We start from the raw sequence: 26,773 nt of genomic DNA, 5'->3' as shown, positions 1-26,773 counted from the left end.
AAACCTCAGTGTATAAACAAAGAGTTTTCAATAGTGTAATCGAGCAAACTTATAGTTATCGATTGTGTTTGGAATAATGCCTCCATTTGTCAATACAGTTGGCAAGATCTTCGGGAAGTTCAGAATTAAACTGCATATGCTTTTTGGTGAGGGGATGAATAAACCCCAGTGTCTTGGCATGCAGGGCCTGCCTGGGTAAAATTTTAAATGCATTTTCAACAAATTGCTTGTATTTACTGAAAGTAGTCCCTTTTAGTATTTTGTTTCCCCCGTAGCGTTCATCATTAAATAAGGTATGACCAATATGCTTCATATGCACTCTTATTTGATGGGTTCGGCCGGTCTCTAGTTTACAGCGGATAAGGGTTACATAGCCCAGACGTTCCAACACTTCAAAGTGCGTTACAGCTTCTTTCCCCTGGTCCCCTTCGGGATATACGGTCATCTGGAGCCTGTTCTTTGGATGACGGGCAATATGCCCTTCAACAGTTCCGCTATCTTCCTCTATATTTCCCCATACCAAGGCAATATATTCTCTTTCACTGGTCTTATCAAAAAACTGCTTGGCCAAATGTGCCATTGCATCCTCGGTCTTTGCTACTACAAGCAATCCGGATGTATCTTTGTCTATTCTATGCACAAGACCAGGACGCTGGTTACTATTTACTGGCAGGTGTTCTATATGGTACAACAAGGCATTGATCAGGGTCCCTGAATAATTCCCATGCCCCGGATGTACGACCATTCCTGCAGGTTTATTTACCACAAGGAGCACCTCATCTTCGTACACAATATCCAGGGGAATATTTTCGGGGCTTAGCAGAAACTCGTATGGCGGATGCTCAAAAAGTACTCGGACTTCATCGCCGGCTTTCACTTTGTAGTTCTGCTTTACTATCTTATCATTTACCCAAATATTACCGGCTTTGGCGGCTTGCTGAATCTTATTGCGCGTAGCATTCTCAATAAAATTCATGAGAAATTTATCAACCCTTAATGGTTCCTGTCCTGCAGAAGCCAGGAATTTATGATGCTCAAAAAGTTCATCATTGTTAGATTCGGAAGTAGTTTCGGCATCCATAGCCTATTGAGAATCTGCCTGTACTCTGGCCCTGTCTGGAATGCTACCATTACCACAAACCAATTCTACTTTTGAAGTCTTGGGAAGCTTGTCGCCCTCATTGATGCGCTTCCCTTTGAACTTAACATAGTACACCATATCTTTCCCCAACTGGTCTATATATGTCACCCTTTGGACATCTAATCCGACAGCTCTCAGCATAGAGGTGGCATTCCGTTGGGTTACCTGTATTATGTTAGGAACAGTAACTTTTTTGTATCCTGAAGGATTTACTGTTACATATATTTTCCGGTTCTGTTTTACTTTATTACCCGCAGGCGGATTCTGTTCAATTATTGAAAATCTGGGATATTCCGGATTGAAATTTGCAGAATCTACAACTTCATAGCGAAGATCAGCTTCTTCAATAATCTTCCTCATATCCATAACAGACATTTTGGAGAGATCTGGCACCTCAACAAACTCACCATGATTTGTACTGCTCTTTAACCATTGCAAAGCCCCAAAGGTCAATATCACCACTGCCAATAAGGCCAAACCCAGGTTAATTAAGAATGCTCTGCTTTTAAGGAAATTGAAAAAATGCTTCATGGGTAATATTATTAACCGGACAAATATAAGTAATGAAATAAAATACTTCTCAAATCTTTTTAGCAAGTCAGATATTCAGGCAAATTAGAATGCTAACCGTTAGGCTAAATGGCTTATATCAAAAAAACCAACTCTAAGATTTAAAACCCACTGCTTTTTTCTTTACTTTGAGGGCTTGGAACAAATGACATACGAAGTCGAGGCTTCTAGAAGTTAACGAATAAATGAAAAAAAATATTGCCATAATAATGGGTGGTTATTCCAGCGAATATAAAATCTCGTTAAAAAGTGGAAATGTTGTTTATCACTACCTGAATAAAGACAAGTTTAATGGATATCGCATTCATATTTTAAAAGAGAAATGGGTATATGTAGATGATAGTGATAAGGAATATGCCGTGAACAGACACGATTTTACAGTTCAGCTTGCTGATAAGAAATTAACGTTCGATTGTGTTTTTAACGCAATCCATGGTTCTCCGGGGGAAGACGGCTATATGCAGGCTTACTTTGAACTTTTGGAAATTCCACAGACTTCTTGTGGCTATTATCAGGCAGCTTTGACATTTAACAAACGAGATCTGCTAAGTGTTTTAAAACCATATGGCATATTGAGCGCCGCTTCCTATTATCTCAATTTGGGAGATCCGATAAATGAGGAAGAAATAGTTTCGAAAGTAGGATTGCCATGTTTTGTAAAAGCCAATAGGGCTGGCAGTAGTTTTGGCATCTCGAAGGTCTATGAGAAATCGGAACTGAAAGCTGCAATTAACAAAGCATATAAGGAAGACAATGAAATCCTGATTGAGTCATTTTTAGATGGCACGGAGGTCTCTGTAGGGGTAATAAAATATAAGGGGAAAACAAAAGTTTTGCCTATTACTGAAATAGTCACGGAAAATGATTTCTTTGATTATGAGGCAAAATACGAGGGCAAGTCAAAAGAAATTACACCGGCTCGTATTTCAAAAACTCAGGAGGAGAATGTGAGCAAAGTTGCCCGGCAGGCTTATGACATTCTTAAAATGAAAGGGTATTCAAGAAGTGAGTTTATTTTTAAAGGAAACACCCCTTATATGCTCGAAATGAACACCACACCGGGGTTAACAGAGGAAAGTATTTTACCTGAGCAAGCCAGAGCAGCCGGAATTTCTCTGTCAGAACTTTTCGAAAGTGCAATCTCAGGGGCTTTGAATGAAAATAAGTAACTTTAAACTAACAAAATCCCTAGGCTATGCGACGCGCCATCTTTCCAGGCTCCTTTGACCCGATTACTTTAGGACATTACGATATTATAAAAAGGGGAATTTCTCTATTCGATGAGCTCATTATCGCTATTGGAATTAATGCGGATAAAAAATATATGTTCTCCCTGGAAGAACGTCAGAAGTTTATTCAGCAAGCATTTAAGGACGAACCAAAAATTAAAGTACTCACCTACGAAGGGCTCACCATAGATTTCTGTAAAAAAATGGAAGCTGGCTATATTCTCAGGGGACTTAGAAATCCGGCAGATTTTGAATTTGAAAAAGCAATTGCGCATACAAACAGAAAACTTTCCGAGATTGAAACCGTATTTTTATTGACCTCTTCCGGGAAATCGTTTATAAGTTCATCCATAGTCAGAGATGTCATAAGAAATGGGGGCGACTACTCTGTGCTGGTTCCAGATACTGTTGTGGCCAAATAATAGTAATTCTACATCCAAAAACTCTTTTTTTAAGCTGTAAAGTCCAGTTTGTTTAACAAAAATTTTTCTTTTTAATAGAAATTATATATTTTTCGTAGGAAATTACTTTCAAATAGTTATTTATATCATTACATCCATAAAATGTAAGTCTCACAACTAGTTTAGCCGTATTCACAACAATCATTGAGTTATGTTGAATAATCCGTTTACTTTAGTAGGAAAATACGACGTAGTGTTGCAAGGGTCCCAAACTAATATAAATAACTACTTGATTAAGCAGTTGCCAAAGTCCACTGTCTTTCTCGACACAAAACTCAATGTGGTTTACGCATCGGATAGTCTTGTCCAGGAATTCAATCTCCCCAAAAGTACCATCCTCGGATTGCCGATTTCAGAACTTTTTGATACCTCTGATTTAGAGTGGTCTGCTTCTATGAAGGCCTGTTTAGAAGGTTTAAATCAAGAAAAGGAAATTCAACAGATTACAGATTGTACCAATTGCACTATTTGGGTAGAATATATCATGATTCCGTGGTATGACCAAAGCGAAAATGTAATTGGAATAATATTGCAATTAGAAGATGTTTCTAATCGTATACTTCGCGAATTGGAACAGGACAAACTAAAAATGCACTTGAGGGAGAAGTCCGAAATAGCAAATATCGGCAGTTGGGAGTACGATCATGAAACACAAAAATTATCCTGGTGCAATACCACTAAAAAGATTCATGAAGTTGCGGATGATTACCAGCCGAACATTGATAAGGCCATACTTTTCTATAAAGAAGGCTATAGTAGAAATACCATATCCCTGGCACTGTTTAAAGCCCTGGAGAACAAGCAAGCCTGGAATGAAAAATTACAATTGATTACGGCTTCCGGAAAAGAAATATGGGTGAACGCAGCGGGGAAGCCATTATTTCAGAATGGGATATATAAAGGTCTTATAGGGACATTTCAGGACATCACAGACTACGTAATGTCAGAGACCAAAACAAAGGAAAGTGAACACCTCTTAAGAACCGTTATAGATAGCCTTCCTCTTAATGTGTATATAAAGGACCTGGATTCGAAAAAAGTGCTGGTAAATAAATCTGAATGCGATTATTTGGGAGTGGATGACCCAAAAGAATTACTTGGAAAGAGCGATTTTGATTTATACGACAAGGATATGGCACAAATATCCAGGGATGAAGATTTGGAAGTGATGGAATTTCAAAGACCTATTCTGGGAAGAGAAACCACCAGTGTTAAAAAAGATGGTACGTCAACCACCTTCCTCACCTCCAAGATACCTTTAAATGATGATGATGATAAACCTTACGGTTTACTTGGGATAAGCCTGGACATTTCCGACTTAAAACAAAAGGAACATGAATTAAGAGATTTAATCAATGTGACCTCCCTTCAAAATAAAAAACTCATCAATTTTGCTCATATAGTTTCACATAACCTGAGGTCTCACTCCGCCAATTTTTCAATGTTATTAGATTTCCTTGTCAAGGAGGTAGATGAAGATGAAAGGGAGAACATTATCAGAATGTTGACTGAAGCCTCGGACGGTTTACTGGAAACACTTGAAAACCTCAATGAAGTTGTGGCCATCAGCACCAATACCAACATTGAGAAAAAACCGGTTGACCTGGGCAGGCTAATTACCAAAGTGGAACAAAATTTAACTGGTTTCCTTCAGACCAATAAGGCCGATATAATTAATGAAATTCCAAAGAATACATCTTTGAATGTTGTTCCGGCCTATATGGAAAGTATTCTGATGAATTTTATCACCAACGCAGTAAAATACAAGCACCCGGACAGGGAGCCTATAATCAGATTATCCTTAACTAAAAATGATAAGGATACTATTCTTTCGATAGAAGACAATGGAATGGGGATAGATCTGAACAAGTACGGAGACAAGCTATTTGGCATGTATAAGACATTTCATAACAATCAGGATGCTAGAGGCATAGGCCTTTATATAACCAAAAACCAAATTGAAGCAATGAATGGTAGAGTAATTGCTTGTAGTGAAGTAGGTGAAGGCACCACTTTTAAAATATATTTTGATGAAACAAATTAGGGCTATTAGTATAATTGATGACGACCCTATTACGGTCTTTGGAATCAAGAAAATGCTAAATTCAATTAATGTATGCGATGATATTAGGGCCTTTGCGAACGGGAAAGAAGCTATAGACCACATAAAAGAATTAATTACTCAAAACCAACCCGTGCCAGAAGTCATATTTCTGGATATCAATATGCCCATTATGGACGGATGGCAATTTCTTGAGGAATTCATCAACTTGCCCCTGGAAGAGAAAATTCGCATTAATATTGTTACCTCCTCTATAGATCTTTATGATAAAAAACAATGGGAATACTTCAGACAAAAAACCCATCACCTCATAGATTTTAAGAATAAACCGCTGCGTAAATCAGAAATAGCGGCCATAACCAAGGCGGCATAAACTTGCGTACTATTGTCCTTACGAATTCGTTAGGATTAAGAACCTATAGTATAGTTGTAGTAATTATTGGCCTTCAAATAAGATTTTGATATTGGCATAAGACTGTTTCAGTGCTTTTTGAATTTTCTTTGGCCCTTTCCATCTCACCTTTTGAATCCCTTCCTTTTTCTCGCCCTTCAACTCGCCGTCATAATCTGTAGTCATTGCAAACCAGTGTACTTCCTTTAATCTGTATTCGCCCTTTAGTTTAAATATATGATAGGTGGTCATCAGAAAATTTTCGATAAGTAATCCTTTTACTCCAGTTTCTTCTTCAACCTCGCGTAGTGCACACTGCTCTATAGTCTCCCCCTTATCCAATCTTCCCTTGGGTAAATCCCAACGCTTATTTCGATAAATGAATAAAACTTTCCCTTTAGGATTAGTAACTACTCCTCCGGCTGCTACCACCAGCGGAACCTCCTTGGTAAACTTCTTCAGAATCTCTTCCAGATTGGGATGATAGATATACGCAGACTTTTGCTTTTTCTTAGAAAGTACATCTATTGCACTGCCTATAGCTTTGCTGTTAAGTAAAAAATACTCACTCCCCTCAGTCTCGGTTACCTTATCTGTTAAAATGAGTGGAGATTGATTCACAAAAACTTTATACATTTGCGCAATGATTTTAGACAAGGACACCGCCTCAAAAACAGCAGAATTGCTACTGCAAATTAATGCAATAAAGTTGAAACCAGAAAATCCGTTTACCTGGGCCTCTGGTTGGAATTCACCAATCTACTGTGACAACCGCATTATACTATCATATCCTATAATTCGAAATTTTGTTAGAGAAGAATTGGCAAAGCAGCTAGAAACACTATATGGCAGGCCAGATGTAATTGCCGGTGTTGCTACAGGCGCTATAGGAATTGGCATCCTCGTTGCGGAATATCTGGGCTTACCATTTATCTATGTCAGGCCCGAGGCCAAATCGCATGGGAGGCAAAATAAGATAGAGGGGCAATTAGAAAGTGGGCAGAGCGTGGTAGTGATCGAAGATTTAATCAGTACAGGCAAAAGTAGTCTCAATGCAGTTGATGCCCTCCTGGAGGCCGGGGCTAAGGTAAAAGGCATGCTGGCAGTTTTTACGTACGGATTTGAGGTGGCCGACCAAAATTTCGAGAAAAAAAATATTGCACTACATACTTTAAGTGATTATGAACATTTAATACAGCAGGCATCCGAAACTAATTACATCAAAAAAGAGCAATTAAAAACTTTGTTGGCCTGGAGAGCAAGCCCGTCAACATGGCAACCCTGATAATATGCATATAGAAACCCAGCCCCGTATTATTGATAAAAGTGATAAGGTAGTCTTTGAATTTTTGTCTGATTTAAAGAATTTTGAACAGCTTATGCCCGATAGCAGAGACAAGTTTGAGATTCTGGATGAGGATACTTTTATTTTCGCTCTTAAAGGGATGCCCGAAATTATCCTTAAAAGAAAAGAGCAAAACCCCAACAGCCTCATTATACTTGGGGCAGCCAGTGATAAACTTCCCTTCACATTAAAAGCGGATATAAAAGCAGCGTCAGAGGAAAAAAGCGAAGTGGTTTTAAGTTTCCAGGGCGATTTCAATCCTATGATGGAGATGATGATAAAAATACCTATTACCAATTTTGTGACTACCCTGTCAGAAAATTTAAAGAAAATATAAATCAGAGGTATTTCTACTAATTCTGAGTTAGTTACAGTTTCAATACAGCATTCTTAGTTCTTTCAGGTCATATTCCCGTATTGAATGATCCTCATCTTCAATTGTTAACTTTCCCTCATCGGAAACTCCGCGGATATAACCCTTAAAACTATGGTCTGACATATCACTGAATTCGGCAGCCTGGTCTTTCTTGAATAATAATCCTTCATAGGCCGCCTTGAATTTGCCAAAATTATTAAGCTCTACCCCCTCTAAGCCTCTTTTCAAATTCGTCAAAAGCAGCATTAAAACTTCTTCAATGACATATTTTTTAGGTGTTTGCAATGCCATTGAGGTTACCCGCTCTAATCCGGGGAATTCTTTTTGGTTTACATTTAGCCCAATTCCAATAATTGATGATGATATATACTGCGCCCGTATGACATTTTCAATGAGTATTCCGCAAATCTTCTCATTACCTGACAGAATGTCGTTGGGCCACTTAATAGCAATATTAGGAATTTGAAGCCCTTTTAAGGTCTCATATACGGCTATGGAGACCACCATATTTAAAAGAAACTGCTTGCTCGCAATTAAGGTATTGATTTTTTTTAAAACACTGATTGTAAGGTTCTTACCTGGTTCAGAACTCCATTCAGCACCAAGCTGACCCTTCCCCTGGAATTGGTTTTTAGCAATAACAACAGTGAAATCATCCAATACTTCTGTTTGCATAGCGTTCTTAAGATATGCGTTAGTGGAGTCGGTGGCATCAAGTTTGATTATACGCATCTATAGATCTTTGTTTTTCTAGTACAATGTTATGTTAAAAACAATGGCTAAGAAAACAAAAAAATAATAACTTTGTAGAAACTAAAAATTCTGAATGCAGAAACAGAAAGCAAGTGCAGATGAGTTGATTGCCTTAATCTTACACGGAATTGAAGAAGTAAAAGGACTAGATATAAACTTACTTGATTTAAGGGAAATAGAAAATACTGTTTGTGACTACTTTATTATTTGTAACGGTACCTCCAATACTCACGTAAACGCAATCGTTAATTCCATCCAAAAAACTGTTAGCAAGTCAATTAAAGACAAGCCCTGGCACATTGAGGGTTCTGAAAATGCGGAATGGGTGCTATTAGACTATGTAAATGTAGTGGTGCATGTATTTCAGAAACATGTTAGAGAGTTTTATGATATAGAAGGGCTTTGGGGAGATGCCAAAGTTACCGTCGTGGAAAGTAGTTTTAATCAGACCCTGAAATAAAGACAGGAAAAAAAGCAACAATGGCAAAGGAAAATAAAACACCCCAGAAAAAACCCAAATTCAGCGCATGGTGGATCTATGGGCTCATAGCAATAGTGCTTATTGGGTTCCAATTTTTTGGGAGTGGAAATCTCGCCTCTACTAAAAAAACAACAACATCAGAATTACAGGAATACCTGAGGAACGGTGATATTGACAAAATATTAATCATTACCAATACCAATCAGGCAAAAGTCTTTCTAAGTGATGAGGCCTTGCTTAAGGATGTACATAAAGATGTATCCGAAAAACCCCTCTTCCCCACCACGGGCAGTCTGCCTCAATATGTACTGGATTATGGAGACCTTCAGATATTTCAGAATGAAATAACCGAAATAAAAAAGGAGAGCAACCTGGACACTATTGTTGAATTTGACAAAGAGTCCAATTTGTTTATGGAGATGATTCTTACCATTCTTCCATTTGTGCTGATTATTGGAATTTGGATCTACCTGATGCGGCGCATGTCAGGTGGTGCAGGAGGTGGCGCTGGTGGACAAATTTTCAATATTGGGAAATCGAAGGCAAAACTTTTTGATGAAAAAACAGATACCAGGACTTCCTTTAAAGATGTCGCTGGTCTGGAAGGAGCTAAAGAAGAAGTTGAAGAAATTGTTGAATTCTTAAAAAACCCGGATAAGTACACCTCTCTGGGTGGAAAAATTCCAAAAGGAGCGCTGCTGGTTGGCCCTCCCGGAACCGGTAAAACCCTACTGGCTAAGGCAGTCGCCGGGGAAGCAAAAGTGCCTTTCTTCTCGCTGTCAGGATCCGACTTTGTTGAAATGTTTGTGGGAGTTGGAGCTTCGAGGGTGCGAGACCTTTTTAAACAAGCTAAGGACAAGTCGCCGGCAATTATATTTATTGATGAAATAGATGCCATTGGTAGAGCCAGAGGAAAAAATAATTTTACCGGATCCAATGATGAAAGGGAAAATACCCTTAACCAGTTACTGACAGAAATGGACGGATTTGGCACCAACACCAACGTTATTGTACTTGCCGCCACCAACCGTGCAGATGTGCTGGACAAAGCCCTGATGCGTGCCGGAAGGTTCGACAGGCAAATCTATGTGGATCTGCCGGATATCAGAGAAAGGAAGGAAATTTTTGAAGTGCACCTTAGGCCCATTAAGACGGCAGAGACACTGGATCTGGATTTCCTGGCCAGACAAACCCCGGGATTCTCGGGCGCCGATATTGCAAATGTCTGTAATGAAGCCGCATTAATAGCCGCAAGAAAGGAAAAGAAGGCCGTTACCAAACAAGACTTCCTCGATGCAGTAGACAGAATTGTGGGTGGATTGGAAAAAAAGAATAAGATAATTACCCCAGGGGAAAAGAAGACTATAGCATATCATGAAGCAGGACATGCTACGGTCAGCTGGATGCTGGAACACGCAGCCCCACTGGTAAAAGTCACTATTGTTCCCAGAGGACAATCGCTTGGAGCAGCATGGTACTTGCCCGAAGAAAGACTAATAGTTCGCCCCGAACAGATGAAAGATGAAATGTGTGCCACATTAGGTGGAAGGGCAGCAGAAAAAGTGATCTTTGATAAAATATCTACAGGCGCCCTGAGCGACCTGGAAAAGGTTACTAAGCAGGCAAGAGCTATGGTTACCATATATGGTCTGAACGATGAAATAGGGAATCTGACGTATTACGATTCCTCAGGACAAAATGATTATGGCTTCTCTAAGCCTTATAGTGAAGATACCGCCCAAACTATAGACAGGGAAATTTCAAAAATAATTGAAGAGCAGTATAAGAGGGCGATTGATGTTTTACAGGAAAATAAAGATAAACTGACCATTTTAGCAGAGCGACTATTGGAAAAAGAAGTTATCTTTAAGGAAGATTTGGAAAAGATTTTTGGCAAAAGACCTTTTGACAAAGAGATAGACGAGGCGGGGCAGGAAATTGTTGAAACAGAAAGTCGGGCCGAAGAAGAAACAACCGAAGAAAATAAATAGGCGATTATTTACGTTGTTTTTAATAAAAGCTGAACATTATTTGAAGCATTAATACCTATAAATGGGGCTATTTGACAAGCTTTTTGGTGGTGGTAAAAAAGTTTCCAAGGAAACTACGGAAACCCGAGGAGTCCATATGCCCGATTTAAATATTCCTGTGGATGAAAAATTCACCATCCATTTCAAAAAAAATGGCGGCAAATTCCTTTATTGCGATTCGTTCCGGGAAATTACCGACGCCCTTAAAAACATTATTGATGAAAATGGATGGCAAGAAAATCCGTTTTTTATCCTGGATCCCAGACTAGAAGGGAAATTTTCTAAACAAAACCTAAGCTTCACCGACAAGGCAGAAAACAGTGAGATCTTTTTCACCACCTGCGAACATCTGGTTGCTCAAAACGGATCAATTTTGGTTTGTTCTAACCAGCTTAATGAGAAAAAATTGAATGAGGTTCCCGATAATGTAATCGTATTTGCGACCACCAGCCAATTGGTACCTACCATAGGGGAAGGTCTGAAAAAAATAAAAAAGAAGTATAAAAACGGTATCCCTGCCAACATTACCACTATTAAGCATTTTCAATCTACAGAGGAGAATGCAGATGATTTTCTCACTTACGGTAGCAGTTCAAAGCACCTATATCTTTTACTTCTGGAAGACCTCTAATATGAAAGAACTCCTAAGGCGATTACTAACAGGAGCAGTCTATGTTATATTACTCCTGTCTGCAGTTTTTTTAAGTTCAGATGCCTTTGATTTTCTGTTTATGGTTTTTGGCCTTGCTTGCCTATATGAATACAAGAGGTTGGTCCTATTGAGAGGGTATTACATCTTCGTCGCCTATCTGGCGCTTTGGTGGACATTTATTTACCTGCTCAATGACAAAGTTTTGATTAATATCTTAATGTTCCTTACCATATCTGTTAATTTTGCATTGCTCTATTATCTGTTTTCAAAAAAGGACAAGGTCTTCAATACCTTTCAGAAATTTGTAATAGGCCTCTTTTATATCGGAGGAGGATGTATATTTTTAACCATGATCCCATATAAAGACAATGCCTTTGCCAAGTACCTGATTATGGGCATATTCATCCTGATCTGGGTAAATGATTCCTTTGCTTATTTAGTAGGTAAGTCTATAGGAAGAACTAAACTGTTTCCGGCAGTTTCCCCTAAGAAGACCTGGGAAGGCACTATAGGTGGACTTATTTTTACCCTGGGAGCAGCATTTGTGATGGCCTTATATGAACCCATCGTTAATCCCAAACAATGGATGATTTTAGCCGCAGTAATTGTTATAACAGGAAGTCTGGGAGACCTAATAGAATCCAAATTAAAAAGAGCAGCCGGAGTAAAGGATAGTGGTGCTATCCTGCCTGGTCATGGCGGTATGCTCGACAGGTTAGACAGTTTGGTCTTTGCTGCCCCGTTTGCTTATTTAACCCTAATGATTTTTACCTATGTTTCATAGAGAAGGACAGAAAATTATACTACTAACATTCTTTATTGTCTCTGCCATTGTGCTTCTGGCTCATTTTTATATAGATCTTGCCTGGTTGCGAATACTGTTGCAAATTACTGCAATTGTTATCCTTGTACTGATTCTTCAGTTCTTCAGAAATCCCAAACGTACAGTAGTCAAGAATTTTGATGAAATTCTTGCCCCTGTAGACGGTAAAGTGGTAGTAATTGAAGAAGTAGAAGAAAAGGAATATTTTAATGCGAGGAGAATTCAGGTTTCCATCTTTATGTCCCCAATAAATGTGCATGTCACTCGTTATGCGGCCAGCGGGGAAATAAAATACTCCAAATATCATCCCGGTGAATATCTTGTTGCCTGGCATCCTAAGTCAAGTGAAAAGAATGAAAGGACTACCGTGGTAATCAATACTCCAAAATTTGGTGATATCCTGTACAGACAAATTGCTGGTGCCATGGCAAGGCGCATAGTAAACTATGCCGAGGTGGGTGAAAGCGTTCAGCAAGGAGACGATGCCGGTTTTATAAAATTTGGGTCGAGGGTAGATTTGTTATTACCTTTAGAAAGTGCCATTACAGTAAAACTCAACCAGAAGGTAATTGGCGGTAAAACCTGTATCGCCAGTGTTGTGGATAAAAATGAAGAATGAAAAACTCCATAAAGAATTTTTAGAAGCCGTTGCACGTGTTAACGACTATACCAACCCCTTACCTGCAGATATTTTATTAAAGTTATACGCGTATTACAAGATTGCCAATAGAAATTCTAATAACCCCCAAAGCAAAACACCGCTGATCAATGCTTTTAAGGCAAATGCCCTGATCCAGGCGCAAAATGTCAGCAGAGCACAGGCCATGAAAGAATATATTGCCCTGGTTAAAAGGGAAATTCCAGTTTAATTACTTAGAGAAGCTTATTCATAGAGATCATGAACATCGGCATTACAGAGTGCTAAAAATAGTTCGGCCATTTTTTTGGTAATATCAGTGAAAAACCTGGCGCCCTTTTCCTTTGAAGCATACTTTGGGTTTCCGACACCCGTATCATTACTTATCTGAGACCATTTTCTCTCTGCCCATACCCATCCTTCAGAGAATGCTCCAATCTTAAATTTTTTACTGGCACCATCGCCCCATTTATCCCTGGGAAGTACCAGTTCGGGTTTTAAATGCAGTATCAGGCTGGTCTCCATTTCTTCTGCATGGTCTCCTTGTTCCTCAAAATACTTACTGCGATCCATGGCCTGGAACCAGTTGGAGAAACAGAGGAACATTTCCGGAAATTTTAGTCCCAATTCTCTTACCAGGGGTTTAAAATTATTGCCTCCATGACTATTAAAAATAAGCAACTTCTTTATCCCCTGCCTGTTTAATGTCTCAATTACATCGGTCAGGATGGCAAGTTGAGTAGAAGGGTTTAGGTTGATGTCCAAATAAATATCCGATTGCCCTGTATTTACGCCAAAGGGTATAGTTGGGAGTACAATTACCTTCCCACCCTTTTCCCATGTAATTTCTGCCGCTGCAGCCGAGATATAATCAGCTTCATAAACATCCGTGCCATAGGGCAAATGGTAATTGTGGGCTTCCGTGGCTCCCCAGGGTAAAACGGCGAGTTCAAATTTGGCATCTTTAAGGGCATCCCAATTTGTTTCAGTAAGTATATATGGTCTTATTTTCATTTGTCGTTTTAGTTAAACCGCCAGTTCGGCATCCGCCCCGGATTTTTCAAAATAACTGAAATAAATACCGGCGGCAATGGTAATAATAAAGTAGAGCGATACTAAGATACTGCCTGCACCCAAATAATTATTTATCCCAAACCAATCTGCTGTAATCCCGATTAAGACCAAGCCTGCGAGCCCTCTTATAACCTCAATCCATACGGCATATGGCCGCCTGTCCATAAGTGTGGTATATCCATAAATTCCAATAAACACAAAAGCTCCAAAGAGTAACAAACCATCGATTCCTATATTGGAGAAATTATAAAACATAAACAATAAAAAAAGTAAAGTGGTGAGCATCTGAAAAATTGAATATCCTTTCAGGCCCAGGGAAGCTGAGGTCTCATAACGTTTAAAATGATATACGTCCTTAATGATAGGAACGGGGTACTTTTTTATTACATCTGCCGGTCTCCAACCCGTCGGCATAAACCAGATACGCAACTTGTCCCAATAATTTTTTGTGCGCCAGGCATCTTTAATTAATCGCCATATATGTTGAAAGTTAATTAGCACCGGATTCCAGGTAGCAGCAGGTTTCAATACCCCGTATTGGGGTGGCACCTCGTCTAATTCTTCCTGAAAAGTCCCAAACCACCTATCCCACAAACACAAAATCTGCCCTAAATTTTTGTCTATATATTCCGGATTTATTGCGTGGTGAACCCTATGCTGCGAAGGGGTAACTATGATATACTCTAACCATCCCATTTTACCAATGTGCTGGGTATGATACCAGAACTGTGCAAAAAGATGAATGGGCGCAAGAATAGCAATCACTTTATGTGGCACCCCCAACATTGCGGCCGGAAATAAGAGCAGAGGGAAATATCCAATTAAGTTAGATATTGATTGCCTCAGGGCGCATGCCAGATTAAATTCTTCACTACTATGATGAATAACATGCTGATTCCAGAAAAAGTTAATATGATGACTTAATCTATGGTTCCAATAGCCGGCAAAATCCATGACAATAAAAGCAACCAACCATACCAGCCAATTTGCCTCGATTTCTGTAAAAGCTAAATGTTCTAACAAATAAGGATAACTCACCAAAATAAAACCAAGTCCTAATGAATCTTTAATAATATTGGTAAAGCCAGAGCTAAGGCTACTTACTGTATCAAGTACTTTATGTTTTTGATCTTTCACAAAGTATCCATAGAGAATTTCTATTCCCAGAAGAAATGTAAAAAAAGGAATTGCATAAAGTAGAGCAGTAGCGTAAGATTCCATAGAAAAACTATAGGTATAAAGATAAAAAATGATCTTTACTATATGATCTTAGCCGCTTAATATATCTGAAATGCCAATCAGAATAACTATTCTTTGTAGGGGATTTTATTTAGGATATGCTCAATGGCAGCAAGGCGGGCATCTGTTTTCTTGTTCGCCTGAATGATAATCCAGGGGGCATGCTCAGTATTCGTTTCCTCTAACATAATTTCCTTATAACGCGTATAATCATCCCAAAGATCCTGGGCCTTTTCGTCCACGGCAGACATTTTCCAGCGTTTTAACTTACTTCTTCTAATGTCATCAAAACGCTTCTCCTGTTCATCTTTGGTAATCGAAAAATAGAACTTTAGCAAATAGGTGTTAGATTGAATAATCATTTTTTCAAAATCATTTACCTGCCCCATAAAAATCTTATATTCTTCCTCCGTGCAAAATCCGTTAACAGGTTCTACCACGGCCCTGTTGTACCAACTTCTGTCAAAAAAAACAATCTTTCCAGGTTTAGGTAACTTATTTACATAACGCTGAAAATACCATTGACCCTGCTCATCTTCTGTAGGCCTATTCAACGCTACAATTCTTAAATAGCGGGGGTTCAGATGTGCCACAATTCTCCGAATTGCCCCGCCTTTCCCGGCAGCATCCCTACCCTCAAAAATGATTACTATTTTCTTGTCGTTGTCAATTGCCCAGGCCTGGAGCTTAATTAACTCTGCCTGCTTTTCACGCAAAGCATTTTCATACTCCACATCTCTCAGGGTCTTTTCTAAATCAATATTCTTATTGGCAAACAAACTTCTTAAACCCAGTTTGGAATTTAGCAATTCAAGTTGCTGGGCAGTAAGGTTCAGATCTTTGAGTGTTTTCATACTAGATATCTATTTGTTTGGCATTTCGGTAATAGCGGATAATAACATTGGGGTCTGGCTGTATAAGTTCGCCATTGTTTTTCTTAGTCACAGAATAGTCAAACAATGATAACAAATAACGCATACTTTCCAAACGCGCTGTTTTTTTATCATTCGTTTTTACCATCAACCAGGGACTGAAGTTGGTATGGGTCTTTGTGAACATCTGTTCCTTGTAATAGGTATATTGGTCCCAAAGCTCCTGGCCTTTCTTATCTACAGGACTAAACTTCCATTGCTTAAGAGGGTTTTTCATACGTGAATCGAAACGTTTCTTTTGAATTTCTTTGGAAATCGAGAACCAGAATTTTATCAGAATAACTCCATCTTCGTAAAGCAAATGTTCAAATTCCGGAACCTGGACCATAAATTGATCATATTGCTCTTTGTTACAAAAACCCATTACAGGTTCTACCACTGCCCGGTTATACCAGCTCCTATCAAAGAATACGATCTCCCCCGGATTGGGTAGTTCCTTGATATATCTTCTAAAATACCACTGCCCTTTTTCATTATCCGTCGGTTTGGAAAGTGCAACGACCCTGGCAGAACGAGGATTTAAATGTTCTATAAATCGTTTAATAGCACCTCCTTTTCCTGCCGCATCCCGACCCTCAAATAACACTGCTACTCTTAAATTGTTTTTATTGATCCATTGCTGCAGATTTACCAGCTCTCCCTGCAGTTTAATTAACTCTTGTTCATATTGCAGATTTCTTATGATCTTATCTATGTTTATGCCTTTGTCTTTGGCAATCGCTACCAATTTCTTCCTGTTTTTGGCCTCCAAAAAATCCTGCACACTGTATTCCATAGGCTGCAATAATTAAATTAATTTGTAAATCTACCGATTACCAGGGAACTATAATTTGACAAAAGTCATGTTCTTTAAAATTTATATCAATAAGAAGGTCTTACTGCATAACTACATCTTTATTCTAGGCAATTTAAATCGGTTTTTTCTTCCGAACGAAGGGGAGTTCAGAAATTTGCACCTAGCCGGGTGTTAAGTCACACTACCGCTCTATTTAGAAATCGAAAAAGCTTGATAATTTTTAGTTTGGCCCAATCATAATGTGGGCGCGATGTGTTCCGGGATCCATAATCCAGGGCATACCTGGCGCATGGGGCTTTTCCGGAAGACCCGTTGACTCACTCGTAGCATAAGGCGTATATATTACATATCGCAATTTACCGTCTTTAAGCTCCCCGCTAGCTTTGTCATAATTTTCATCCTTGCCATAATACACATACATCATGCTGGGAGCTTCCGGCATTTTCAGCTTGCCTGATGCCACTTCTTCCCCTCGGATTTTTCTGAGTTCTTCTGTACTCTTACCCTGGGCCTTTAATTCCCTGCCTCTTGCCATAAATGGCTCTAGCTGTGAAAAATAGCAGGAGGTGCTGATACCTTCTTTTGCAGGATCGTCGCCAAGACAAACCAGATTGTTGGTACCTTCTCTTAATACTACCATCTTTCCGTAACCATCATATCCATATACCATGGCGCCGTCTTTGTCGGCATCTGAAAGTGATAAAACAGCTGTTTTTATTTGAACCTCTACAGCAATTTCAGGTTTTTTTTCTTGCGCACAACTGCTCATAAACAATAGGAGTGTGCATATTAAAATTAGATTTTTCATGATATGCTAGTTTATCTAAAGATAAGTATCCGGTCTTAATATTTCAACAATGCATGTAAATTATTCCCGAAGTAGACGCTACAGATGTATATTGGCTTCTCAGGCCCTTATAAAACTATTGAATAACTCATCGAAGTGCAATATCTAAAAAGGCTACCTCTTTGACAGGGTAGCCTTTATTAGTTTCTTTATTTGCTACAAATTAAATAAGAGCAAAAGAAAGAACTGCTTTATCCCTCCAGGCTAGCCAAACTCTTTTCAAGAGTTTCTATTTTGGCTTCTGCATCGGCTTGCTTTTTACGCTCAATAGCAATTACTTGCTCTGGCGCATTGTTTACAAAGCGCTCGTTCGACAGTTTCTTCATTACCGATTCCAAAAAGCCCCTGGTATACTTAAGTTCTTCAGAAATCTTTTTAATTTCTGCTTCCACATCAATAGCTCCTTTTACAGGTATAAAGTATTCATTGCTTTTTACTCTGAATGAGAGTGCACCTTCCACCGCCTGGTCTACATATGAAACGCTCGATATATTTGTCAGTTTCTGAATCACTACATCCCAATTTGAACTCAGCTTCTCCTCATTGATCAGATAAAGATCTAAGGATTCTTTCATCGCAATGTTTTTTTCCTTTCTGATGGTCCGAACACCCGAAATAACTTCTGCAGCCATACTAAAGCTATCGATCAAATTGGCATCTGCTTCCTGTACCCTGGGCCATTCAGAAATGACCAGTGCATTTTCCGGGCTGCGTGTTTTAATATATTGCCAAACTTCTTCGGTCAGAAAGGGCATAAAGGGGTGCAATAATTTTAGGTTCTGTTCAAAAATATCAATCACCTCATCAAAACTTTTACGGTCTATTGGTTTTTGATATGGCGGTTTTACGATTTCCAGTAACCAGGAACTGTAATCATCCCAAACCAGTTTATATATAGCCATCAAAGCATCAGAAATCCGGTATTTACTAAAATGGTCCTCTATTTCAGATAAAGTCTGGTTGAATTTGGCCCTATACCAGGCAAGGCCCATTTTCGATGCTTCGGGTTGCTCAATTTCTGCAACCTCCCAACTATTTACTAATCTGAAACCATTCCATATTTTATTGGCAAAATTCTTACCCTGTTGGCAGAGATCCTCATCAAACATCAGATCGTTACCTGCTGCAGAACTGAGTAACAGGCCTACTCTTACTCCGTCTGCTCCATAGGTTTCAATGAGTTTTAAGGCGTCTGGGGAATTGCCCAGTTGTTTAGACATTTTTCTTCGCTGTTTATCTCTGACCAGCCCTGTGAAATAGACATTTTCAAAAGGTCTTTCATTTCGGAACTCATACCCGGCGACTATCATTCTGGAAACCCAGAAGAATATGATATCCGGACCTGTGACCAAATCATTGGTAGGATAATAGTAATTAACTTCTTCATTATCAGGCTCAAGAATACCGCCAAAAACACTGATTGGCCAAAGCCATGAAGAGAACCAGGTATCCAGGACATCCTCGTCTTGCTTTAGTGATGCAGATGTCAGCTCTGAATTTTTAGATTTGGCCCTGGCTAGTTCAAGAGCTTCTTCGGCAGTAGCAGCCACCACAAAATCATCCTCCCCATCACCGTAGTAGAATGCAGGGATTTGTTGCCCCCACCATAATTGCCTCGAGATATTCCAGTCACGAATATTTTCCATCCAATGTCGGTAAGTATTCTCAAACTTCTTTGGAAAAAGTTTAACATCACCAGTTTTTGTAACAGCATCCAGTGCTGGCCTGGCAAGCTCCTCCATCTTAAGGAACCACTGATCCGAAAGCCTGGGTTCTATAACCGCCTTCGTCCGCTCTGAAGTACCAACTTTATTGATATAATCTTCAGTTTTCGACAAAAAGCCCTTTTCCTCCAATTCTTTCACTATCGCCTTGCGGACAACAAAGCGATCTTTGCCTTCATAATGCATTCCAAAGGAGTTCAGGCTTGCATCGGGATTAAAAATATCTATAATCTCTAAATTGTGCTTTTCACCCAGTTGCTTATCGTTCTCATCATGAGCAGGAGTAACTTTTAAGCAACCAGTACCAAAATCCATTGCGACATACTCATCTTCAATAATAGGGATGACCCTCTCGCATATTGGAACAACTACTTGCTTTCCCTTAAGGTGTTGGTATCTTTCGTCATTTGGATTAATACAAACAGCAGTATCCCCGAGGATGGTTTCTGGCCTGGTAGTTGCAATGGTCACCTTTTCATCAGTACCTTCAATTGGGTAATCTAAGTAGTACAATTTCCCCTGCTTTTCCTCATAAACCACTTCTTCGTCAGATAGGGTGGTTTGGGCCTCCGGATCCCAATTGACCATTCGGTAACCCCTGTATATCAATCCTTTATTAAAAAGATCTATAAAAACCTTAATCACTGAGGCTGACATATCGTCATCCATGGTAAATTTTGTGCGATTCCAATCACAGGAACATCCAAGTTTCTTGAGTTGTTCCAGGATAACACCCCCATATTGTTCTTTCCACTCCCATGCGTGCTTTAAAAACGCTTCTCTGGAAAGATCTGCTTTTTCTATCCCCTGTTCCTTGAGTTTAGCCACCACCTTGGCCTCGGTAGCAATAGATGCATGGTCCATTCCGGGTACCCAGCACGCATTTTTACCCATAAGACGGGCTCTTCGGATCAAAACGTCCTGAATGGTATTGTTTAGCATATGACCCATATGAAGGACCCCGGTTACATTTGGCGGGGGTATTACAATGGTATATGGCTCCCTTTTATCGGGTTTGGAAAAGAAATAATTATGCTCCATCCAGTAGTCATACCAGTGGTTTTCAACCCTTTTAGGATCGTATTTTGATGGAATATCCATGTTTTTGGTACAGTTTTTGTCTAAATACAGCGGGCAAAAGAACGTTAGCATGCTTAAATGTTAAACTTGCAGCTATGGGTTCAATTTTGCCCGAAATTAAATACGAAACAAAAATAGTTAACGTTAGTAGATAACAAAAGAATTTTGGATGTTGGTTGCAAAACTTCTACATTTGAAATTCACCCAAAATCAAAAATGATGAAAAAAGTTGTACTATTATTATTTGTAGGCCTACTTGCAATCAGTGTTGAAGCGCAGGACAAGACTGCAAAAATTAAGTTCAAAACGGAAACCCTGGATTATGGCGTTGTGGATAAAGGAAGTGATGGTGTCCGTATATTTGAATTCACAAATACTGGTGATGCTCCGCTTATTATTAGCAAGGTAAGTTCTAGTTGTGGATGTACCATTCCTAAGAAGCCAGAGGCTCCGATTTTGCCAGGCAAAAATGGTGAAATCCAGGTGAAATATGATACTAAAAGAGTTGGCCCTATCAGAAAGGCCATTACGGTATTATCTAATGCTGATACCCCTACCAAAGTATTAAAAATTAAAGGTGAGGTTAAGGCTGTAGACGGAAAATAATATTCAAGATTTAATTAGTAAAAACCCCTGGTTTTATCAATCAGGGGTTTTTTATTTTATTTACTCAAATAAATTTTTCAGTACGAAGGAGAAAAGTAAATCCTTATTATATCTTTCTATCAACAATCTGACCTTCTTACCTTCTTTTTCATTTAGCATTTTCATTACTTCTTGCAGTTTGTACTTATGTACCTGCTTCCCATTAACGGCCAGGATTACATCGCCTTCCTGCAAACCTACTTCTTCAGCAGGACTACCCGCCCTTATGGCAGATACTATAATTTCGGGAACAAGACTAAGACGGGTTCTGTTCTCCATAAGAATCTGCACATCTCCAAAGGCACTTTCCTCATTTCTAACTACTCCCCTGGTATCAGCAATTCGTTCCGCTATATATCTTATGCCATTATGCTGTAATTCAATACCGCTCATATTGTAGTGAAAAGGAGTTTTGAAAAACGTATTTTTTTTAAGCATAACTGTATTGCCCGGATAATTAAATACAATATTAAATCGCTTTAATATTTCTCCTCCTAAACTGCCATTTCTATCTCCGAGATCTTTTATCGCATTAAAAGACTCCATGTCCGGGAAGGCCGCTTTTGCATCTTTTAAATCAAAATCGGCTATTTTAATGTTATTTACTTTCGTTCTTTTACCAAAAATGTCACCATTTAATCCTTTTCCCAGGTAATCATCATAGTTCTTATCCGGGATACCAATGCCTTTTTCCTCATCCTTAAACAACCATATTGCGTCACTACTTCCGGTATCTACTAAAAGTTTAACATCAACATCTTCTTTATCACGCAGATGCAATTTGCCATCGATATAAGATTTGCTTCTGATTATAGACAATGGTAAGGTTCTGTACTTCTTATTTTTGCTTGGTTTGTAATATTCAGGATCGTAAAATTTGATCACTTTATTACTGTAATTAATATCCACAACGTAATCCCGGAAAAGATCATAGCCAATTATCCCATGAATAGGAATACCAAGGCTTGGAGAAAAATTCATCGACTTATCCAGCACTACATACAGCAACTGGTTGTTATTCTGCATTTTCTTTAACCTAAATCTGTTCCCCTTAGAACTAAGCGCTTTTATAGGGTTTCCTTCGCCGAGACCATTTATGGTGATTTCAGCAACATTGTTAAGCCGTATCGAATCCTGATCGGATAAGTTGAAAAGTATAGGTTTACTCACCCCGGAGTCTAAAATAAAGCTAAGTTTCGCACCATTGACTTCAAGGGGGATTATTATGAGATTATTGATTAATTGAAAATTAACCTTCTGGGATTTTACCCCTTTGGCCATATGATACCCCTGTGCCGCTCCCAACAGCGGAAGGCACAATAAAACCAAAGTGATATATCTCGCAATACTTCGCAAATCCCTGTATTAAAACTGATTGTCTATTAAAGTTACGAAAAAGAGTGCTAGTCCTGAGATATTTAACATAATGTTAGATGTAAGGACTTTAGTAGACTATTAGGGGTAATGTTGGGTATTTAAGTTGTATTCCTTGGTTTGATTTACCATTTTTGCCTAAAATTTCACCAATATGCCATCGATCTCCAAGAAAGGGCAATCCATGCCAGAATCTCCAATAAGAAAATTGGTTCCCTTTGCTGAAGACGCTAAGAAAAGAGGAATTGATGTTATCCACCTGAATATCGGGCAACCGGATATTAAAACTCCCCAGATAGCATTAGATGCAGTAAAGAATAATAACATAGAGGTACTGGCCTATAGCAGAACAGAAGGTACAGAGGAATACAGAACTAAAATTGCGGCATATTACGAAAAACAGTCGGTTTTAGTTTCGGCAGAGGACATCATTGTGACCACAGGCGGCTCGGAAGCCCTGTCTTTTGGGATGGGTGCAATAGCTGATTCGGGAGATGAGATTATCATTCCTGAACCCTTTTATGCTAATTATAACGGTTTTGCAACTGCTGCGGGGCTTAATGTGATACCAGTAGTTTCCGATATAGCCGATAATTTTGCCCTTCCTCCAATTGAGGACTTTGAAAAAAAGATCACTACTAAGACAAAGGCCATTCTCATCTGTAATCCAGGCAACCCAACTGGTTACCTTTATAGCAAAGATGAAATCAAAAAACTTGCGGCCCTTGTAAAAAAGCACGACCTCTTTCTTGTGGCCGACGAGGTTTATAGGGAGTTTGCTTACGACGGTAAAGAACACTACTCAATTTTACAGGAAGAAGGAATAGAATCGCACGCCATTGTAGTTGATTCGGTTTCTAAACGATATAGCATGTGCGGAGCAAGAATAGGCTGTTTGGTATCCAAAAATCCGGATATCATAAAGACGGTAATGAAGTTTGCACAGGCCAGACTCTCCCCCCCTACCTATGCACAAATTGCAAGTGAAGCTGCATTGGAAACGCCGCAAAGTTATTTCGATGCGGTGATCGAAGAATATGTTGGGAGACGCAATCTGCTTATTTCCGAATTGGAAAAACTGGATGATGTGATAGTAGCCAGGCCTCAGGGTGCATTTTATTGCATCGCCCAATTGCCTGTTAAGGATGCCGACAAATTTGCTCAATGGCTACTCGAAGATTTTAACCTTGATGGCGCAACCATTATGATTGCGCCAGCAGCCGGTTTCTATGCCACAGAAGGGCTTGGGAAAAATCAGGTAAGAATTGCCTATGTACTGGAAAAAGATCAACTTAAAAAAGCAGTAAACATTTTAGGCATAGCCTTGAAAACGTATAAGGGTTAATGGAAATACAAGAAAACTTTTCCCTGAAAGACTACAACACTTTTGGCATTGATGCCAAGGCCAGATACTATGTGGAGATAACAAGTATTGAAGAATTAATACATGCATTAAAACTAGACGAATATCCGGATAAATTTATTATTAGCGGCGGAAGCAATATGTTGATCACAAAGGACATTAACGCTTTGGTAATGCATATTAATCTCAAAGGTATAGCGGTTATTAGTGAAGAAGACAAGGCTGTGATCATTGAAGTAATGGCGGGTGAAAACTGGCACGATTTAGTATTGTGGTCGCTCAGTCATAATTATGGCGGGCTGGAGAATCTTTCTCTTATTCCGGGAAATACCGGTACAGCTCCCATCCAGAACATAGGTGCCTATGGAGTTGAATTAAAAGACGTCTTTCATAGTTGTGATGCTATGAATATTGCATCAACCTTAATTGAAACCTTTTCAAAAAAGGCTTGTAAATTTGGGTACAGGGACTCCTTTTTTAAGAATGAGGGAAAAGGAAAATATATTATTACCTCGGTCAGACTTCGGCTATCAAAAAAAGATCATTTACTAAATACGTCTTATGGGGCAATAGATGCGGAACTGGAAAACAATCGGATAAAAAATCCCAGCATTCAGGATGTGTCAAATGCCGTGATAGCCATCCGGCAAAGAAAATTACCTGATCCAAATGAACTGGGAAATAGTGGTAGTTTTTTTAAAAACCCTGTATTAGGCAAATCGGAGTTTCATGAGTTTGAAAAAGCATATCCAAATGCACCATTTTATAGTATTTCGGATGAAGAATACAAAATACCTGCAGGGTGGCTTATAGAACAATGTGGTTATAAAGGGAAAAGGGTTGGTGATGCCGGAGTACATAAAAACCAGGCACTTGTTCTTGTCAATTACGGCAATGCAACCGGAATTGAAATCCTGAATCTGGCAAATGAAATCCAGGAATCGGTATTCGGTAAATTTCGGATTAAAATTCTTCCAGAAGTGAATATAATTGGATAATCCTACCAAAAATTAACTAACTTAGTAAGTAACTCAGGCTTCGAGAAATTACGACCAAAAAATAACCCCCGAAAAAAGTGTTCTCAGGGGCTATACCAAACCAAACTAACCAAAAACTAAATGCACAATAACCAGTTGTACATTTATCTAATTAAAATTGAGATGCTAATTATATAACAATCAATTTTATATATTAGCGTTTAACCTATATACGGTTAGAATTGCAAGATTGGATGCTTAAAGTTGAAAATTTTTTGATTTTGTAACCATGCTATGAGCACACTATTAGAAAAACATATTGTTGAACTACTCCAGGAGCGGAATGACAAGGCCATTTCATTGCTCTATGAACATTACGGGGATACCCTTCTCGGAGTTGCTTTTAAGGTAGTGCGCGATGAAGAGCTGGCTCAGGATGTACTGCAGGAAAGCTTTGTGAAGATCTGGAAAAAATCAGATTCATATGACTCCACAAAGGCCAAACTCTTCACCTGGTTATTCAGAATTACCAGAAACACTGCGATTGACAAACTCAGAAGTATAAATACAAAAACAGACAAAGAGATCCAAATTGACGTTTCTGACGTATATAATTTAGGTGTCAGCAGCATTAAGCCAGAGTTCATGGATGTTAAACAGAATCTGGATAAAATTGAGACCAAGTACCAGGTAGTGTTAGACGCCCTGTTTTTTCAGGGGATGACACAGCAGGAAGCCAGTGATGAATTGGATATCCCATTGGGAACAATAAAATCCAGATTGAAAATTGGTTTAAGGGAACTCAAGAAAATTTATGGCAATTCTATGCTGTTGTTACCCTTTATAATAGATATGATTAATTGAATTTGTAACAATATTCTTTAATTGGTGGAAACGCAAAAAGCTAAATGAAGGATAAAAAACTGAAGCAAATGAAAGAAAAAATACGCATATTTCTAGATACCGATCTGTTGGAAAAGTACCTTATTGGTACAACGACCCTGGAAGAGTCCCAGCAGGTTGAGCGTTATATTGCGATGTATCCGGAGGTTAGAAAAACCTATAACGAATTACAGGAAAATTTAGAAACCTTTGCAAAGATACACGCTATAAAAGCTCCCGAAGGGCTTAAGGCAAAAATTATGCAACGTATCAAAACGGAAAACGCCGGCCGAAGAAAGTTCAGGCGTTACGCTATTGCTGCGAGTATTGCTGCATTTATATTTGCAGGTTCCTCATATTTTTTCTGGGATCAAAGTCAGAACTTGCAGGATGAAAATGCCATTGTCAACAATAAGATCAAGAATCTTGAATTAGACATGAAAGAACAATTAGAAGATGTTAGAAATCAGTTTATTGTTCTGAATAACCCACAGACCAAAAAATATGTGGTTAAAGGCAACAAAAAGGCAAAAGAATTGAAAGCAGTTGCTTATATAAATCCTGTTAAGAAACTTTCATATATCAATGTTCAAAACCTTCCTAATCTGCCGGAGAACCAATGCTACCAAATGTGGGCGGAGGTTAACGGAGAAATGGTTAATCTGGGAGTTTTGAAAAATGTTGGTGATAAAGACAAATTATGGCCATTACCTTATGCAAAAGATGCCATAGGCTATATTACAATTGAACCACAGGGAGGTAATGACACCCCCACAGTTCAGAATATTGTAGCCAATATCAAGTACTAATTCCAGAACTTAATTGCTTATAGTCCTGGTCCTGATAATTATCGGGATCAGGACTTTTATTTTGTATCTTTGCACAAATA

Annotated in this window: 28 protein-coding genes; 17 read left to right on the top strand and 11 right to left on the bottom strand. The window is 38.9% G+C overall.

Annotation, left to right across the window (positions count from 1 at the left end):
* Positions 1 to 55: 55 nt before the first annotated feature.
* Together J1G40_RS15930 and J1G40_RS15925 are read right to left on the bottom strand one after the other, a co-directional pair.
* On the bottom strand, positions 56 to 1,081 hold the full coding sequence (locus J1G40_RS15930) for an RluA family pseudouridine synthase (RefSeq protein WP_265243654.1): 1,026 nt from the start codon (positions 1,079 to 1,081) through the stop codon (positions 56 to 58).
* Positions 1,082 to 1,084: 3 nt separating this feature from the next.
* On the bottom strand, positions 1,085 to 1,672 hold the full coding sequence (locus J1G40_RS15925) for a PASTA domain-containing protein (protein WP_265243653.1): 588 nt from the start codon (positions 1,670 to 1,672) through the stop codon (positions 1,085 to 1,087).
* 224 nt (positions 1,673 to 1,896) lie between these two features.
* Here J1G40_RS15925 and J1G40_RS15920 point away from each other — a divergent pair, with 224 nt between their 5' ends.
* From J1G40_RS15920 to J1G40_RS15905, 4 genes are all read left to right on the top strand, one after another.
* The gene (locus J1G40_RS15920; protein ID WP_265243652.1) at positions 1,897 to 2,880 is read left to right on the top strand and encodes a D-alanine--D-alanine ligase; all 984 of its coding nucleotides are present in this window, start codon (positions 1,897 to 1,899) and stop codon (positions 2,878 to 2,880) included.
* A gap of 26 nt (positions 2,881 to 2,906) precedes the next feature.
* Positions 2,907 to 3,362: a pantetheine-phosphate adenylyltransferase gene (coaD, locus tag J1G40_RS15915; RefSeq protein WP_265243651.1), complete on the top strand. Its 456-nt coding sequence runs from the start codon at positions 2,907 to 2,909 to the stop codon at positions 3,360 to 3,362.
* A 190-nt stretch (positions 3,363 to 3,552) separates the two neighbouring features.
* Entirely contained in the window at positions 3,553 to 5,445 is a 1,893-nt protein-coding gene (locus tag J1G40_RS15910) for a PAS domain-containing protein (RefSeq protein WP_265243650.1), read from the top strand.
* Positions 5,432 to 5,836, top strand: a complete 405-nt coding sequence (locus tag J1G40_RS15905) for a two-component system response regulator (protein WP_265243649.1) — start codon at positions 5,432 to 5,434, stop codon at positions 5,834 to 5,836. The genes J1G40_RS15910 and J1G40_RS15905 overlap by 14 nt, the downstream gene beginning before the upstream one ends.
* 63 nt (positions 5,837 to 5,899) lie before the next feature.
* On the opposite strand, the gene J1G40_RS15900 is transcribed toward J1G40_RS15905, so the two are convergent.
* Positions 5,900 to 6,490, bottom strand: coding sequence for an NUDIX hydrolase (locus J1G40_RS15900; protein WP_265243648.1), 591 nt, complete (start codon positions 6,488 to 6,490; stop codon positions 5,900 to 5,902).
* A 7-nt stretch (positions 6,491 to 6,497) separates the two neighbouring features.
* On the opposite strand from J1G40_RS15900, the gene pyrE reads away from it, so the two are divergent.
* On the top strand, positions 6,498 to 7,139 hold the full coding sequence (gene pyrE, locus J1G40_RS15895) for an orotate phosphoribosyltransferase (RefSeq protein ID WP_265243647.1): 642 nt from the start codon (positions 6,498 to 6,500) through the stop codon (positions 7,137 to 7,139).
* 4 nt (positions 7,140 to 7,143) lie between these two features.
* Complete coding sequence (locus tag J1G40_RS15890) at positions 7,144 to 7,536, top strand: SRPBCC family protein (RefSeq protein ID WP_265243646.1); 393 nt, start codon at positions 7,144 to 7,146, stop codon at positions 7,534 to 7,536.
* Between the two features lie 39 nt (positions 7,537 to 7,575).
* Here the strand turns inward: J1G40_RS15890 and J1G40_RS15885 are convergent, their stop codons facing one another.
* Positions 7,576 to 8,307: a biotin--[acetyl-CoA-carboxylase] ligase gene (locus J1G40_RS15885; protein ID WP_265243645.1), complete on the bottom strand. Its 732-nt coding sequence runs from the start codon at positions 8,305 to 8,307 to the stop codon at positions 7,576 to 7,578.
* A 94-nt stretch (positions 8,308 to 8,401) separates the two neighbouring features.
* On the opposite strand from J1G40_RS15885, the gene rsfS reads away from it, so the two are divergent.
* The 6 genes from rsfS (at position 8,402) to J1G40_RS15855 (ending at position 13,183) form a co-directional block, all read left to right on the top strand.
* On the top strand, positions 8,402 to 8,788 hold the full coding sequence (rsfS, locus tag J1G40_RS15880; RefSeq protein WP_265243644.1) for a ribosome silencing factor: 387 nt from the start codon (positions 8,402 to 8,404) through the stop codon (positions 8,786 to 8,788).
* A gap of 20 nt (positions 8,789 to 8,808) precedes the next feature.
* Positions 8,809 to 10,800 (top strand): ATP-dependent zinc metalloprotease FtsH, encoded by a 1,992-nt coding sequence (gene ftsH / locus J1G40_RS15875; protein ID WP_265243643.1) that lies wholly within the window; start codon positions 8,809 to 8,811, stop codon positions 10,798 to 10,800.
* A gap of 61 nt (positions 10,801 to 10,861) precedes the next feature.
* The gene (locus tag J1G40_RS15870) at positions 10,862 to 11,470 is read left to right on the top strand and encodes a lactate utilization protein (protein ID WP_265243642.1); all 609 of its coding nucleotides are present in this window, start codon (positions 10,862 to 10,864) and stop codon (positions 11,468 to 11,470) included.
* Position 11,471: 1 nt separating this feature from the next.
* Positions 11,472 to 12,275 (top strand): phosphatidate cytidylyltransferase, encoded by an 804-nt coding sequence (locus tag J1G40_RS15865; protein ID WP_265243641.1) that lies wholly within the window; start codon positions 11,472 to 11,474, stop codon positions 12,273 to 12,275.
* A complete protein-coding gene (locus J1G40_RS15860) occupies positions 12,265 to 12,933 on the top strand; it encodes a phosphatidylserine decarboxylase family protein (RefSeq protein ID WP_265243640.1) in 669 nt (222 codons plus the stop codon). The genes J1G40_RS15865 and J1G40_RS15860 overlap by 11 nt, the downstream gene beginning before the upstream one ends.
* Positions 12,923 to 13,183, top strand: coding sequence for an acyl-CoA-binding protein (locus J1G40_RS15855; RefSeq protein ID WP_265243639.1), 261 nt, complete (start codon positions 12,923 to 12,925; stop codon positions 13,181 to 13,183). The genes J1G40_RS15860 and J1G40_RS15855 overlap by 11 nt, the downstream gene beginning before the upstream one ends.
* Positions 13,184 to 13,197: 14 nt before the next feature.
* Here the strand turns inward: J1G40_RS15855 and J1G40_RS15850 are convergent, their stop codons facing one another.
* From J1G40_RS15850 to J1G40_RS15825, 6 genes are all read right to left on the bottom strand, one after another.
* Positions 13,198 to 13,965, bottom strand: coding sequence for a creatininase family protein (locus tag J1G40_RS15850; protein ID WP_265243638.1), 768 nt, complete (start codon positions 13,963 to 13,965; stop codon positions 13,198 to 13,200).
* A gap of 12 nt (positions 13,966 to 13,977) precedes the next feature.
* Positions 13,978 to 15,246: a sterol desaturase family protein gene (locus tag J1G40_RS15845; protein ID WP_265243637.1), complete on the bottom strand. Its 1,269-nt coding sequence runs from the start codon at positions 15,244 to 15,246 to the stop codon at positions 13,978 to 13,980.
* A gap of 86 nt (positions 15,247 to 15,332) precedes the next feature.
* Positions 15,333 to 16,118 carry a polyphosphate kinase 2 gene (ppk2, locus tag J1G40_RS15840; RefSeq protein ID WP_265243636.1) on the bottom strand — a complete coding sequence of 262 codons (786 nt, stop codon included), beginning with the start codon at positions 16,116 to 16,118 and terminating at the stop codon, positions 15,333 to 15,335.
* Position 16,119: 1 nt separating this feature from the next.
* A complete protein-coding gene (gene ppk2 / locus J1G40_RS15835) occupies positions 16,120 to 16,971 on the bottom strand; it encodes a polyphosphate kinase 2 (RefSeq protein WP_265243635.1) in 852 nt (283 codons plus the stop codon).
* A gap of 241 nt (positions 16,972 to 17,212) precedes the next feature.
* Positions 17,213 to 17,800, bottom strand: a complete 588-nt coding sequence (locus J1G40_RS15830) for a hypothetical protein (protein WP_265243634.1) — start codon at positions 17,798 to 17,800, stop codon at positions 17,213 to 17,215.
* Between the two features lie 230 nt (positions 17,801 to 18,030).
* Positions 18,031 to 20,664, bottom strand: a complete 2,634-nt coding sequence (locus J1G40_RS15825; protein ID WP_265243684.1) for a valine--tRNA ligase — start codon at positions 20,662 to 20,664, stop codon at positions 18,031 to 18,033.
* Between the two features lie 195 nt (positions 20,665 to 20,859).
* Between J1G40_RS15825 and J1G40_RS15820 the strand changes: the two genes are divergently transcribed.
* A complete protein-coding gene (locus tag J1G40_RS15820) occupies positions 20,860 to 21,249 on the top strand; it encodes a DUF1573 domain-containing protein (protein ID WP_265243633.1) in 390 nt (129 codons plus the stop codon).
* A 60-nt stretch (positions 21,250 to 21,309) separates the two neighbouring features.
* Here J1G40_RS15820 and J1G40_RS15815 read toward each other — a convergent pair whose 3' ends face one another.
* Entirely contained in the window at positions 21,310 to 22,644 is a 1,335-nt protein-coding gene (locus tag J1G40_RS15815; RefSeq protein WP_321160206.1) for an aspartyl protease family protein, read from the bottom strand.
* Between the two features lie 172 nt (positions 22,645 to 22,816).
* On the opposite strand from J1G40_RS15815, the gene J1G40_RS15810 reads away from it, so the two are divergent.
* The 4 genes from J1G40_RS15810 to J1G40_RS15795 all read left to right on the top strand — a co-directional run bounded on the left by J1G40_RS15810 (position 22,817) and on the right by J1G40_RS15795 (position 26,693).
* Positions 22,817 to 24,007, top strand: coding sequence for a pyridoxal phosphate-dependent aminotransferase (locus J1G40_RS15810; protein WP_265243632.1), 1,191 nt, complete (start codon positions 22,817 to 22,819; stop codon positions 24,005 to 24,007).
* Entirely contained in the window at positions 24,007 to 25,023 is a 1,017-nt protein-coding gene (gene murB / locus J1G40_RS15805; protein ID WP_265243631.1) for a UDP-N-acetylmuramate dehydrogenase, read from the top strand. The genes J1G40_RS15810 and murB overlap by 1 nt, the downstream gene beginning before the upstream one ends.
* A gap of 273 nt (positions 25,024 to 25,296) precedes the next feature.
* The gene (locus tag J1G40_RS15800) at positions 25,297 to 25,866 is read left to right on the top strand and encodes an RNA polymerase sigma factor (RefSeq protein ID WP_265243630.1); all 570 of its coding nucleotides are present in this window, start codon (positions 25,297 to 25,299) and stop codon (positions 25,864 to 25,866) included.
* 68 nt (positions 25,867 to 25,934) lie between these two features.
* A complete protein-coding gene (locus J1G40_RS15795) occupies positions 25,935 to 26,693 on the top strand; it encodes an anti-sigma factor domain-containing protein (protein WP_265243629.1) in 759 nt (252 codons plus the stop codon).
* The last annotated feature ends 80 nt before the right edge of the window (positions 26,694 to 26,773 follow it).

It is taken from the genome of Muriicola sp. Z0-33, from assembly GCF_026126425.1.
Taxonomy (GTDB): Bacteria; Bacteroidota; Bacteroidia; order Flavobacteriales; family Flavobacteriaceae; genus JAFMPW01.
The sequence above is the reverse complement of the archived record's forward strand: the minus strand, read 5'-3'. Positions and strand labels throughout refer to the sequence as shown.